The following is a 14144-nucleotide window of genomic DNA, read 5'->3' as shown; positions in this document are numbered from 1 at the left end:
AAAGCACTAAGGATGCTTAACCGGAAGGATGGCATTTCTCTGAAACGATGGTTTAAAGAGAAATTTGGAAAAACACACGATGCATCAATTGACAGAAAAAATCAATTACCATGATCATTACTAAATCAACGGGATTACAGGAGCCTTTCAATAAAGGAAAGTTAAAACAATCTCTTTTACGGTCAGGGGCAAATGCTGAACAAGCTGATGAAATTGTTGCAAAAGTAACCGGCATTCTGGTGGATGGAATGTCTACCCGGAAGATTTATAAGAAAGCGTTTCAACTGCTGAAGAATGTGCCAGGCCCGGTTGCGGCAAGGTATAAGCTCAAACATGCCATTATGGAATTGGGGCCTTCGGGTTTCCCCTTCGAGCAATTTGTAGCTGAGCTTCTCAATTACAGTGGTTATACTACCCGTGTCGGTATCATTGTTCAAGGGCATTGCGTAAAGCACGAGATAGATGTGATTGCCGAAAAAGACGAACATCACTTTATGATTGAATGTAAATTCCACAACCGTCAGGGCTATTCCTCCGATGTTAAAATTCCACTTTACATTCAGTCAAGATTTTTGGATGTGGAAAAACAATGGAAAAAGTTGGATGGTCATGCTGAAAAATTTCATCAAGGCTGGGTGGTAACCAATACCCGTTTTTCAGAAGATGCTACTCAGTTCGGACGATGTATGGGGATGAACCTTATTGGTTGGGATCATCCGAAAAATGGGGGATTGAAAGATTGGGTTGACCGTTCCGGTCTTCACCCAGTAACCTGTCTTACCACACTTACCCAAAAAGAGAAACAACAATTATTAGATAGAAAAATAGTGCTATGTAAAACCATTCACCACAATCACACTGTATTGAAAAGTATAGGCATCGGTTCACCAAGATTAGAAAAGGTAATGGATGAATGTTCAGCATTATGTGAGACTTTTTCGGAAAAAATAATCATTAAAAACAACAGAAATGAGTAACAATACAATCAAAATCCAATTTCTCGGAGCAGCCGGAACAGTAACCGGCTCTAAATATCTTATTACTGCATTCGGAAAGAACATCCTTATTGATTGTGGACTTTTTCAAGGTTTGAAAGAATTACGGCTTTTGAATTGGGAACCATTGAGTTTTCCACCCGCCCAGATTGATGTTGTTTTACTTACCCATGCACACCTTGACCATACAGGCTACCTTCCCCGATTGGTTAAAGAGGGTTTTACCGGAAATATCATTGGCACATCGCCCACATTGCAGGTTGCCGAAATAATTTTAAAAGACAGTGCAAAAATTCAGGAAGAAAGAAGATGCTGTCCGGGCAAACAAGCATAAATATTCAAGACATAAACCAGCCCTGCCTTTATATGGTCTTGATGATGTAGAGGCAACATTGCCTTTAATGAAATCAAAGCCATTAAATGAATGGTTTCACATCAATGAAAATATACGTTATCGTTTTCGGTATAACGGTCATATTATTGGCGCAACTTTTATAGAGCTTCAGATAGGCGATAAGTTATTGGTTTTTTCAGGTGATATAGGTAGAGAAATTGACCCCTTGTTATTTCCACCCGAAAAACCTGAACATGCCGATATTCTTTTTATTGAAGCTACTTACGGTAACCGTCTGCACCCAAATCGTCAGGCAATTGATGCGTTACAGGAATTAATCAACCGATGCACCAATAGAAACGGAACCATCATTATCCCAAGTTTTTCTGTTGAGCGCACTCAACTGCTCATGTATCTTTTTTGGCAATTAAAAAAGTCAGGAAGAATGAAAGACATTCCCATTTATATGGATAGTCCCATGGGAAGAAATGTGTTGGAAGTATTTCATAAAAACACTTCATGGCATAAACTTTCAATTGAGGAGTGTTCCGAAATGTGCAGTGAGATTAGAAGAATTAAAACAATGGATGAAACCCATGCGCTTGCTGCCGATAGTTCACCGAAAATAATTATTGCCGGAAGCGGTATGGCGGCAGGCGGCAGGGTGCTTACCTATTTTACAAAGTATCTCAGTGATGAAAATGCTACCATACTGTTGGTTGGTTTTCAGGCGGAAGGCACGAGAGGGAGAGCATTACTGGAAGGAGCAAAAGAAATCAAACTCTACGGTAAATATTTTCAGGTAAAGGCAACGATTGAAAACATCGAGGGCTTATCAGGTCATGCAGACCAAAACGGATTGATTGACTGGATGAGTAAATTAAAATCCATGCCCGAAAAAATATTTATAGTTCATAGTGAGAAAGATGGGGCGGAAGGTTTGCAGAAAAAAGTAAAAGAAATCTATAAATGGGATTGTGCAATTCCATCCCTAAACGAATTAATTAACCTCCAAATAAAAAACACATGAAAACAAAAAACATTATCCATGTATGCTTAATGCTGATAACAACATCAGTTTATTCTCAGAAAGACAGCAGTGGCATCTACTTCACTTCAGATGATTTTACAAATCACCGCCTCAGTTATGTAATAAACTGTAAAACACAAAATTTCAGCCGACCTGATTTTTCGGGACAAAATAATTTCCGTAAAGCACAACGATACAGTTTATACTTTTCAAAAAGATAGTGTTTTTGCTGCCAGATATTGTGATAATTCGATTGTTCGTTTTTCAAACAACCAGCAATACCCACTGTTAAACCCTGCGGAAGCTATACTCTTATATAAAGTGGTAAGCGGTTCAGGGATTAAGGGAAGTCCTATTGTTACCAAGTATTATTTCAGCAATGGGGCTAAAGACAGCATTCGGGAACTCACGCTGAATAACATTAAAAAATCATTTCCAGACAATCATAAGTTTCATAATCTTTTGGATATGCAATTCAAAAGCGATGATGAATTGATTGAGTATGACCGGTTTCATAAATGCTATAAAATAAATCAAATCCTTAAATCCTCACTTGAATAATGAAAGCACACAAAGAAATCATCACGAATTGGAATGTGATTACAGGAGGTCCCTGCACAGGAAAAACAACGGTAGTAAACCTGCTTGCCCAAAGAGGTTACAAAACCACCATTGAACATGCACGGCATTACATTGATACCCAAAAAATAAAAGGGCGCACAGTTGAAGAAATACGAGAAAACAAAAAAGAATTTCAATTAGGTGTGCTGAATATGCAGATTGAAGAAGAAGGAACTTTAGATGTAAACGAAATGGTGTTTTTAGACCGTGCCTTGCCCGATGCTATGGCTTATTATCAGTTCTTGGGTTTGGAGTATGACGAGCGACTGGTGGCACAGTGCAATAAGTATTGCTACAAGCATGTATTTATATTAGACCGATTGCCCCTTACAAATGACTACGCACGGTTAGAGGACGAAGCGGAACAAATACGCATACATAATCTCATCATCGCGGTTTACCAGTCTTTTCCCTGCCCTATTGTTCATATTCCAGTATTGCCTCCTAAAGAAAGAGTAGATTTTATCCTCAAACACCTTTAACCTAAACCCAATGAATAAAATTAGCAAACGCAGGTTACAAAATTTAGATGGTCCAAAATGAAAACGAAAGAAGACATAATGGAAAAATCTTCAAATTCTACAGGTCAGGTACACTGGCACAGCTTGCCTGTGGATGAAATTTACAGGAGATTGGATACCTCTCCAGAAGGACTGACAGATAAGTCCGCAGAAGAAAGAAGCTTGAAATACGGATGGAATAAACTACCTGAAAAATCTGGTGTCAATCCGGTAATGAAATTCCTGAAGCACTTTGATAATTTGCTGATTTACATATTGCTGATTGCTGCTGTCATTACAGCCTTAATGGGCAACTGGCTAGTCACAGGAGTCATTTTTGGCGTTGAGCTAATCAATGCTGTGATCGGATATATTCAGGAAAACAAAGCCGAACGTGCTATTCGGGGAATAAGTAATATGTTGCCGGGACACGCAAAAGTAATCCGTTCTAGTCAAACGAAATCTATACTTGCAGAAAGCCTTGTGCCGGGCGACATTGTGCTGCTTAAAGCGGGTGACAAAATTCCGGCAGACATAAGGCTTACAGAAGCAACCAACATGAAGATTGAAGAAGCTGTCTTAACCGGTGAGTCTCTACCTGTGAATAAAACCACAGAGGTATTTCCCGAAGAATCGCTTCCTGCTGACAGGAAATGTATGGCCTATTCGGGAACGCTGGTTACAAACGGAATAGGTACAGGTATTGTGGTCTGCACTGGGGTTCATACTCAAATCGGGCAGATCAGCAAAATGATGGAGAATGTGCAAACCCTTAGCACCCCTTTAATGAGAAAATTTGACCGCTTCGGTAAAATGCTCGCTATCGCAATTATTTTCCTTTCCGCAATATTTTTTATGTTGGGCTATTTTATTCAGGGTTATGCACTGAATGAACTGTTTCTGATAGTGGTTGGTATAGCTGTTTCACTCATACCGGAAGGATTGCCTGTACTAATGACGATAACCCTGGCAAAAGGCGTACTAAAAATGGCCAAGCAAAATGCCATCATCCGAAAACTTCCTTCAGTGGAGACGCTTGGAGAAGTTACGGTGATATGCTCTGATAAAACAGGTACCCTTACCAAGAATGAAATGACAGTTACCGATGTTTTATTGGCCAATAAACAATACACGGTCACGGGAGTGGGATATTCCCCTGTAGGAGAGATTTTCGACAATGGGAAAAAAGTAGCAATGGGTGAATCTGATGGATTCGATGAACTCCTTCAGGGTGTTGCCCTTTGTAGTAATTCGGAAGCCAACAAATCCGGGGATGAGTGGTCAATAATCGGAGATCCAACTGAATCAGCCCTTTTGTCACTTGCTCTCAAGGGTGGCTACTATGGATTTAAAAACAACAAACGGTTGGATATAATACCGTTTGACTCGTCCCAAAAGTTTATGGCGGTTTTAATTCCGGGTGAGCATTTCAATACCATTTATTTAAAGGGTGCCCCTGAAAAGGTTCTGGAAATGTCTGTATTCCACGGCAGTATCGGTCAAAGCGATACCAACTCTCCTGAATGGTGGAAGGAGCAACTTTCATCCTTGGCTTCGGAAGGAAAAAGAATCATAGCAACAGCAAGTAAAAAAGTACCTTTAGATTATAAGAATATTCTATTGAGCGATGTTTTTAATATGGATTTTTTGGGGATAGTGGCTATGATTGACCCTCCTCGACAGGAAGCCATCAAGGCAATTGAACAATGTCATCAGGCAGGGGTAGAAGTCAAAATGATAACCGGAGACCACACCCTTACCGCCAAAGCTATTGGGGAAAGCCTGAACATTGTTAAAGAAGATAATGTAATAAGTGGACCGGAACTTGAAAAACTAAGCGATATAGAATTAGAGGCTGTGGCAAAAAAATACCAGGTATTTGCCCGCACAACGCCTGAACACAAGCTCAGACTTGTAAAGGCACTCCAAAGTAACGGACAAATAGTAGCTATGACGGGTGATGGTGTCAATGATGCCCCCGCACTTAAAAGAGCCGATGTTGGAATTGCTATGGGGATCAAAGGAACAGATGTAACCAAGGATTCCGCAGAAATGATCTTAGCGGATGATAATTTTGCAACTATAGCCAAAGCAGTATTTGAAGGACGTTCCATCTACGACAATCTTAAAAAATCCATCTTGTTTGTCCTGCCAACTAACGGTGCAGAGGGTTTTGTTATGATGGCATCTGTCCTTATAGGAGGACATATGCCCATTACCCCACTCCAAATTTTATGGATTAATTTAGTTACTGCCGTTACACTTGGGTTTGCACTGGCATTTGAACCCGGGGAGCCCAATGTGACAACCCGTCCTCCCCGTAAACCCAATGAACCGATTTTGGACGGATTCCTTATCTGGCGTATAGGGTTTGTTTCAGTTTTATTGGGATCGATCACTCTAATGGTTCACCATTTTTTGATTCAGTTTGGTGCCGATTATGGCCACGCAAGGTCAGCTGCAGTAAACACCCTTGTAGCAGGAGAAGTATTTTATCTCCTTAACTGTCGCTATTTGAGAGAACCAGTGCTGGGTAAAGGTTTCTTCAGTAACCCTAAAGTATTTTATGCAATTAGCTCTGTGGTGCTGATTCAGCTATTCTTTACTTACACTCCATTTATGAACATTTTATTCGATACCACGCCATTGCATACAAGAGAATTAACCTGGATACTGGCGGCAGGTCTTTTGTTTTTCATAATCGTTGAAATTGAAAAGATGATAACAAAAAAGATATTTGACAATGATTCGGAAAAAGGAGGATATTTTAATCCTTTTAAAAAAATTGTTCCTATAAGGAAATCCGAAAACGGAACAATGAAATCTTTGTGGTCTAACCCCTCAAGGAGCAACTTCATGTAAAAAACCTTCAGCCAATACAAATATTTGAGTAAAAATTTCTATCCTTTTCAAATATAATTTGTAATTTTGACCATTGCAACGTTTTAGAAAAATATCGGCCATTATGCTTTCAGCCTTGGTGCTGCTCAGTTCCATGAGCTTCACCTTTGGCATGCATTTCTGTATGGGCCAGCTAGAGAGCATTGCACTTTTTTCTGGGGTTGAGCCCTGCGAAATGGCCACACAGAAATCACCTTGTGCCACGAATAAGCATGATCCGGATTGTGAACACCAGCAAGTAACTAAGAAAGGGTGCTGTGAAGACCAGACTGTTGTAATTGAGGGTCATGAAGATCTTACGCAAGTGACCAAAGTTGCAGTTCCTGATTTTCAAATGATCGCAGTGCTCTACGCTGTGGTATCGTTTCTTTTCAGCGCTCCTGCAGTTGATTATTATTCGTATAACGATTATTCCCCCCCTCTGATTGAGCGTGACATACCTGTGCTCGTTCAATCCTTCCTTATTTAAGCTTTTCATTCAATTCTTTCACTAGGCATAGCATTATGCTGCGCCACAAGTGCATGCATTTGTATGCGCTCAAGTCAATCCAGTTTTAAAGAAAATTGAATGAAAAATGCTCAATTCCATAATCAAATTCTTTCTCGAGAATAAGCTCGTTACTGTTCTCGTATTGCTACTCATTGTAGCCTGGGGCATTGTTACAGCCCCGTTCAACTGGGAGGTGGGCTTCCTCCCTCGTGATCCCGTACCCGTGGATGCTATCCCGGATATTGGGGAAAACCAGCAAATCGTTTTCACCGAATGGATGGGGCGGTCTCCGCAGGATGTGGAAGACCAGATCACCTATCCGCTCACCACGGCTTTGCTGGGCCTTCCCGGTGTAAAAAGTGTGCGGAGTAGTTCTGCCTTCGGCTTTTCCAGCATCTATATTATTTTTAATGAAGACATTGAGTTCTACTGGAGCCGGTCACGGGTGCTGGAAAAACTCAACTCTTTACCGGCAGGTTTGCTTCCACCGGATGTGCAGCCAAAACTTGGCCCTGATGCTACCGCCCTGGGGCAGGTGTATTGGTACACGCTGGAAGGCCGGGACAAAGACGGAAACCCTACCGGAGGTTGGGATCTCCACGAACTGCGTACCATCCAGGACTATTACATCCGTTATGCGCTTACTGCTGTAGAGGGTGTGGCCGAAGTAGCTTCCGTAGGTGGCTATGTCAAAGAATACCAGGTAGATGTCGATCCGGCAGCTTTAAAAGCGCATGGGGTTAGCCTCATGGATGTGATGCAGGCCGTAAGAAACAGCAATATCGATGTAGGGGCCAACACCATTGAAGTAAACCGGGTGGATTATTTCGTAAGAGGCCTGGGTTATGTAGAAGAGCTGGCTGATCTGGACAAGGCTGTAGTAAAAGTAACGGACAATGTCCCGATCCGGGTAAAAGATGTTGCCAAGGTAAACATTGGCCCCCAACCAAGAAACATGAGCGGCATCCTGGACAAATCAGGTGCCGAAGCGGTGGGCGGTGTGGTAATTGCCCGCTACGGTGACAACCCCTTGAAAATCATCAATGCGACAAAAGCGGAAATTGAAAAAATAGCCGATGGACTTCCGTCCAAAACACTGGCAGACGGCACGGTTTCTAAAGTGACCATTGTCCCTTTTTACGACCGCACCGGATTGATCTACGAGACACTCGGTACCCTGTATGAAGCCATCAGCCTCCAGATTCTGATCACCATCATTGTAATTATTGTGATGGTGTACAACCTGAGGGCATCTATCCTCATTTCAGCGCTTTTGCCACTGGCGGTACTCATGTGCTTCATATTCATGAAGTACTTTGGAGTGGATGCTAACATCGTAGCGCTTTCCGGTATCGCTATTGCCATCGGCACCATGGTCGATCTGGGGATTATCCTGAATGAAAACATTCTCCGGCACCTGGAAATTGCCCCCGAAGGCCAGTCAAAATTAAAAACCGTGTATGAGGCTACTACCGAAGTAGCCACTGCCATTATCACGGCTGTAAGTACTACCATTGTCAGTTTCCTGCCGGTATTTACACTTCAAGCGGCCGAAGGCAAACTTTTCGGGCCATTGGCTTACACCAAAACTTTTGCCTTGGTGTCGGCCGTGATTTTTACCCTCGTCATCATGCCGGCATTCTCGCATTGGATATTTTCAATGAAAAAGGCAAAAGGGAAAACAGGGCTGTACCTGAATTACCTGTTACTCATTGCCGGGCCGGTGATTGCCTTTACCGTATGGTCATGGGCAGGCTGGGTGCTGTTTGGTTTTGGGCTGGTGAACGTGCTGCTGCACCACTACCCTGACAGACTGGGAAAATACCGCGATCTGATGATGGTGGGCGTAACAGTGGTGGCTGTAGCCTGGCTACTGACCACCGAATGGGTACCCTTGGGGGTATCCAATAGCCTGCTTGTCAATTTTCTGTTTATTGCTGTAATCCTCGGCCTGGTGCTTGGCACCTTCGCTCTATTCCTCAGGGTTTATCCGAAAATACTCATGTGGTGCCTGGACAATAAAGGCTTGTTCTTGGTTACACCTGTTGTCATTATTTTATTGGGGGCCAATATCTGGCTGGGTTTCGACCGGGTCTTTGGCTTTTTGCCAAATGCAACTGAGAAGCTGGGGTGGAAATTGAGGAAAACTTCAGGATGGTCGGCTGTATCGGAAGCTTTTCCCGGTTTGGGGGAAGAATTCATGCCTTCGCTCAATGAAGGTTCATTCTTGTTGATGCCTACATCCATGCCACACTCCGGCATTGAAGTGAACCGGGAAGTATTACAAAAACTGGACATGATGGTCACCGCCATTCCTGAGGTGGAAATGGTGGTGGGTAAGGCAGGCAGGGCAGAAACGGCTATCGATCCTGCACCCATTTCGATGTTCGAAAACACCATTAACTACAAAAGCGAATACGTATCCGATATCAATGGAAACAAGCTGCGGTTTAAAGTAAATGATGACGGTCACTTTGAACTGAAAGATGGAACCACCTATGACCCGGAAACCATGTCCCCTGAGCAAATAGATATAAAGCATCTCACTCCTGATCCTGATGGAGAATATTTCCGCCAGTGGCGGGATCACATCAAAACACCGGATGACATTTGGGACGAAATTGTTGGTGTCGCCAATATTCCGGGCGTAACCTCCTCTCCCAAATTACAGCCTATTGAGACACGCCTGGTGATGTTGCAAACGGGTATGCGGGCCCCTATGGGTATTAAGGTGTATGGACCTGATTTGGAGACCATTGAAGAATTCGGCCTTCAACTCGAGAAATACCTGAAAGAAGTGCCATCGGTAAAAAGTGAAGCTGTCTTTGCTGACCGGATTGTGGGAAAACCTTATTTGGAGATTGACATAGACCGGGATCAGATTTCCCGCTACGGATTGAACGTACGGGACGTGCAAGACTATATAGAAATAGCCATCGGTGGCATGAAGCTGAGCACCACGGTGGAAGGAAGGGAGCGCTTTCCGATAAGGGTACGCTATGCCCGTGAATACCGTGATGATCCTTCATCCATTGAAAACATGCAGGTGCCCACGCCCTTAGGCAACTACATTCCGTTGGGTCAATTAGCGAAAATCACCTATCGCCCCGGGCCCGAAATGATCCGTGGGGAGAACAGCTTCCTTGTAGGCTATGTGCTATTGGACAGGAAAAAGGAGTTTGCAGAGGTTACCGTAGTAGAGGATGCGCAACGCTACCTGAGATCAAAGATAGATGCAGGTGAACTGACCATTCCTGCTGGTGTCCGCTATGAATTTTCGGGAAGCTACGAAAACCAAATCCGCGCAGAGAAACGACTCGCAATTGTAGTCCCGCTATGCCTTATGGCCATTTTCCTGATCCTGTATTTTCAGTTTCGAGCCATCTCTACCACCTTATTTGTATTCTCAGGCATTGCTATGGCTTTTTCAGGTGGGTTCTTGATGCTCTGGCTGTATAGTCAGGGTTGGTTCATGGATTTTTCGGTCTTTGACACCAATATGAGAGAACTCTTCCAGATGAAGACCTACAACCTGAGTGTGGCCGTCTGGGTAGGCTTCATAGCACTGTTTGGAATCGCTACCGATGATGGCGTAGTGGTGGCTACTTACCTCAAGCAAAGCTTTGAGAAACGGGAACCTGAAAACGTGAAGGAGGTTCGCAAAGCTGTATTGGAGGCTGGTCAAAAGCGGGTACTCCCGGCCATGATGACCACCGCCACCACTTTACTGGCCCTCTTACCTGTACTCACATCTTCCGGGCGAGGATCCGACATTATGATACCCATGGCCATTCCTTCATTCGGGGGCATGATCATCGAAATTATGACGGTTCTGCTGGTGCCAGTCCTATACTGTTGGTGGGCAGAGCGCAAGATTAAACGCAATCCCAAAGTATTTACTGAATCATAAATAGAGGAAGATGAAAAAAATAGCAATCATATTCCTGTTGTTTTTAGGAGTTCAGTCCACAAGCTTTTCACAAAGCCTGGATGAATACCTGAAAGTAGCAGCAGAAAACAACCCGGAGTTAAAAGCCTACTTCAATGAATATCTGGCCTCTTTGGAAAAAGTACCTCAGGTGGGAGCACTTCCTGATCCTGAACTGACCATGGGTTTCTTCTTTCAACCAATGGAGCGGTTCATGGGCAACCAGCAAGCCGACATCCAGTTGATGCAGATGTTTCCCTGGTTCGGCATGCTGAAAACCCAAAAGGATGAAGCCAGCAAAATGGCACTGGCGCAGTACGAAGTGTTTCAGGATGCCAAATACCGCTTGTTTTATCAGGTAAAAAACACCTGGTATCAACTGTATCGGCTAGAAGAGGAAATCCGCATTACGGAGGAAAACCTTGAGATTCTTAAACAGTATGAGCGGCTGGCGCTCATTCGTTTTCAGAGTGCAGATATAGGAACCGGTTCCGGCCCTAGCAATATGCAGCAAGCTACAAGCATGAACAGCGGTTCCTCCACCTCATCAGCATCGTCAATGGGTGGAATGAGCGGTGGAATGACCAGTGGCACTTCCGGTAAAAGCAGTTCAAAAGGTGGTTCTTCAATGGGTACTTCCTCATCAATGAACGGGGGCGGGTCAGGCATGAGTGATGTGCTCAGGGTAAGGATTCAGATCAAGGAACTGGAAAACACACTTGCCTTGCTTGAAGACTCCCGACTGCCCATTAAAGCCGAATTCAATCAGTTGCTTAACCGGGATATCAATGAAGTGGTAAGCATAGCCGATTCATTGAGCGGATCAGTAGTCTCTTGGGAGCGCCAGGCTTTGCTGGACAGCATTACGCAGAACAATCCCATGTTGAAAATGCTGGATGCCGAGGAAGAAGCCTATGAGGCACAGAAAAAGATGGCTCGGCTGGAAGGCAGGCCTATGTTGGGGGCAGGCGTCAACTATATACCCTTTAGTCCAAGGACAGAAAATGGAATGCCGATGGGCGGCAATGACATGGTGATGCCCATGTTGAGGCTGACTATACCCATCTATCGGAAAAAGTACAATGCTTTACAGAAAGAGGCGGAATTGAAACAATTGGCCGTTCAGCAGCGCAGGGAAAACACCGTCAATCAGTTGACCACCCGATGGTCAACCGCCTTGCGGGATTTGGACGATGCAACCAGAAGGACAAAGCTGTACCGGGAGCAAACCGACCTGGCCAGGCAAACTCTGAACCTGCTGATGACCAGCTACGCTACTGACGGACGGGATTTCGAGGAAGTGCTGCGGGTACAACAGCAATTGCTCGATTATCAACTCAAGCTGATCACTTCAATAGTAGATCAGCACGTCACCATTGCCATGCTGGAAAACCTGGCAGCAACAGAACTGAATTAATTGATCTAAAAAGTTAAAACGATGAAAGAAATATTTAAAAATAAAAAACTCCTACTGATCGTGCTCGTAGCGCTGACATTGGGAGGCGTACTCGGCTGGATGGTAAAACCATCTTCAGGTCATCAGGAGACGGAAGCAGCCGTGCATAACCATGATGAAGGTAATGAGGTTTGGACCTGTTCTATGCACCCGCAGATCAGGCAATCGGAACCCGGCCAATGTCCCATTTGCGGAATGGACCTGATACCAGCTTCCACTAAACGGTCATCAGCCAGTTCGAATCCATTGATTCATGAGATGACCCCTGAAGCGGTGGCCATGGCCAATATCCATACCTCCAGAGTTACAGGAGTGTCACCTGAAGGTGAGCTTTTCCTTACCGGTAAAGTGAAGGCCGATGAACGCCAGTTGGCTTCCGTTACGGCAAAATTTCCCGGGCGAATAGAGCAGCTCTTTGTAAACTTCACAGGGCAGGTGGTAAGAACCGGGGAACGATTGGCCACCATTTATTCGCCTGAGTTGGTTACAGCCCAAAAGGAATTATTGGAAGCTGCCTCCACGAAAGAGACCTACCCTGAGCTTTATACTGCTGCACGTGAGAAGCTCAGGCTTTGGAAACTCAATGAAAACCAAATCGATGAAATAGAAAAAACAGGAAAAGTAAGGGATCAATTTGATGTTCTCGCAGACAAAGGAGGTATAGTGACCCAGCGAAACATTGCCGTGGGCGACTATGTGGGTACCGGATCAGTATTGTTTGATGTGGTCGATCTGAGCCGAGTCTGGATCATGATCGATGCGTACGAATCCGATCTGCCATTTGTAAAAATTGGTGATGAAGTAAGCTTTACGGCTGCCGGGATCCCCGGACAAACATTCACAGCAAAGGTCACTTACATAGACCCGGTGATTAATCCAAATACACGGGCGGCTTCTGTTCGTGCAGAAGCTTATAACAGAAGTGGGGAACTACGGCCTGAAATGTTTGTCAATGCACAGGTTAAAACCACTCTCCGGAAAGGTCAATCATCCCTGGCCATACCCCGTACCGCTTTGCTCTGGTCTGGAAAACGCTCCATTGTTTACATCAAAGTGCAGAACTCTGAATTCCCAGCCTACGAAATGCGGGAAATCACCATCGGTCCCCGGATGGGTGAAATGTACCTCGTAGAAGCAGGGCTGGAAGCGGGTGAAGAGATAGTGACCAATGGAGTATTTGCCATCGATGCGGCTGCACAACTTTCCGGAAACTACAGTATGCTCATGCGTCCGGATGTGAAAACCATGGACGTACCACAGGCTTTCAGGGAACAAATCACAGCGCTGGCCGATGCTTATTTCAAAGTAAAGAATGGTTTGGTCGCTGATGATCCAAAGGCTACACAATCCGCATTGGAACAGTTGGAGGCAGCTTTGGACCAGATTGACATGGCCGGGCTGAAAGGCCAGGCACACGATCACTGGATGGCTTTGAAACAGAAGTTTTCAGAAGCAACTAAAATGATGCAGGCTGAAGAAAGCCTGGATGGCCTGCGGCAACACTTCTCAATGCTTTCTGAAAATATGCTGGAGATGACCGAATCTTTCGGACTGGAAAAGGACAAAGTGTACAAAGATTTCTGCCCGATGGCATTTGACAATAAGGGCGCATTTTGGCTCAGTGAAACGGAAGAGATTCTCAACCCCTACTTCGGTGAGGCCATGCTTTCCTGTGGGGAGGTGAAAGAGACGTATCTCAAAGGTCAAAAAGTCTTTGAGGATGGAGGGCCTGCCAAGCAAGCAGCCGGTGGACATAACCATTAAGAGATGAAAAGTTGCTGTAAAACCGGAGATGAAAAAGCTCCTTCAACAATAAAAAAATGGGTCAGCCGGATGGTCTGGGGAGTAGTCATTCTTCTGGTCACTGGTTTAGCCCTGATTCAAGTATT

At 44.4% G+C, this 14144-nt stretch carries 9 protein-coding genes; all 9 read left to right on the top strand.

Annotated features, from left to right (window positions below; translation table 11 throughout):
* Window positions 1–110 precede the first annotated feature (110 nt).
* The 9 genes from GYM62_RS10795 to GYM62_RS10760 all read left to right on the top strand — a co-directional run bounded on the left by GYM62_RS10795 (window position 111) and on the right by GYM62_RS10760 (window position 14019).
* Entirely contained in the window at window positions 111–977 is an 867-nt protein-coding gene (locus GYM62_RS10795) for a restriction endonuclease (protein ID WP_219956412.1), read from the top strand.
* A complete protein-coding gene (locus tag GYM62_RS21025; RefSeq protein ID WP_255590339.1) occupies window positions 970–1329 on the top strand; it encodes an MBL fold metallo-hydrolase in 360 nt (119 codons plus the stop codon). Before GYM62_RS10795 ends, GYM62_RS21025 begins: the two co-directional genes overlap by 8 nt.
* On the top strand, window positions 1280–2359 hold the full coding sequence (locus GYM62_RS10790) for an MBL fold metallo-hydrolase RNA specificity domain-containing protein (protein WP_255590338.1): 1080 nt from the start codon (window positions 1280–1282) through the stop codon (window positions 2357–2359). Before GYM62_RS21025 ends, GYM62_RS10790 begins: the two co-directional genes overlap by 50 nt.
* A gap of 560 nt (window positions 2360–2919) precedes the next feature.
* Window positions 2920–3462: an AAA family ATPase gene (locus GYM62_RS10785; RefSeq protein WP_084121529.1), complete on the top strand. Its 543-nt coding sequence runs from the start codon at window positions 2920–2922 to the stop codon at window positions 3460–3462.
* Window positions 3463–3519: 57 nt separating this feature from the next.
* Window positions 3520–6342, top strand: coding sequence for a cation-transporting P-type ATPase (locus GYM62_RS10780; protein WP_219956411.1), 2823 nt, complete (start codon window positions 3520–3522; stop codon window positions 6340–6342).
* 103 nt (window positions 6343–6445) lie between these two features.
* Window positions 6446–6850 carry a hypothetical protein gene (locus GYM62_RS10775; protein ID WP_219956410.1) on the top strand — a complete coding sequence of 135 codons (405 nt, stop codon included), beginning with the start codon at window positions 6446–6448 and terminating at the stop codon, window positions 6848–6850.
* Between the two features lie 106 nt (window positions 6851–6956).
* The gene (locus GYM62_RS10770; RefSeq protein ID WP_219956409.1) at window positions 6957–10781 is read left to right on the top strand and encodes an efflux RND transporter permease subunit; all 3825 of its coding nucleotides are present in this window, start codon (window positions 6957–6959) and stop codon (window positions 10779–10781) included.
* A gap of 10 nt (window positions 10782–10791) precedes the next feature.
* Complete coding sequence (locus GYM62_RS10765; protein WP_219956408.1) at window positions 10792–12216, top strand: TolC family protein; 1425 nt, start codon at window positions 10792–10794, stop codon at window positions 12214–12216.
* Window positions 12217–12276: 60 nt separating this feature from the next.
* Entirely contained in the window at window positions 12277–14019 is a 1743-nt protein-coding gene (locus tag GYM62_RS10760) for an efflux RND transporter periplasmic adaptor subunit (RefSeq protein WP_255590336.1), read from the top strand.
* Window positions 14020–14144: the final 125 nt, after the last annotated feature.

Origin of the sequence: Algoriphagus sp. NBT04N3 (assembly GCF_019443765.1) — a bacterium.
GTDB lineage: Bacteria > Bacteroidota > Bacteroidia > Cytophagales > Cyclobacteriaceae > Algoriphagus > Algoriphagus ornithinivorans.
The sequence above is the reverse complement of the archived record's forward strand: the minus strand, read 5'-3'. Positions and strand labels throughout refer to the sequence as shown.

Coding starts and splice junctions, on each gene's coding strand:
- GYM62_RS10785 (WP_084121529.1), top strand. CDS start 2,920: ATGAAAGCACACAAAGAAATCATCACGAATTGGAATGTGATTACAGGA.
- GYM62_RS10765 (WP_219956408.1), top strand. CDS start 10,792: ATGAAAAAAATAGCAATCATATTCCTGTTGTTTTTAGGAGTTCAGTCC.
- GYM62_RS10780 (WP_219956411.1), top strand. CDS start 3,520: ATGAAAACGAAAGAAGACATAATGGAAAAATCTTCAAATTCTACAGGT.
- GYM62_RS21025 (WP_255590339.1), top strand. CDS start 970: ATGAGTAACAATACAATCAAAATCCAATTTCTCGGAGCAGCCGGAACA.
- GYM62_RS10795 (WP_219956412.1), top strand. CDS start 111: ATGATCATTACTAAATCAACGGGATTACAGGAGCCTTTCAATAAAGGA.
- GYM62_RS10775 (WP_219956410.1), top strand. CDS start 6,446: ATGCTTTCAGCCTTGGTGCTGCTCAGTTCCATGAGCTTCACCTTTGGC.
- GYM62_RS10770 (WP_219956409.1), top strand. CDS start 6,957: ATGCTCAATTCCATAATCAAATTCTTTCTCGAGAATAAGCTCGTTACT.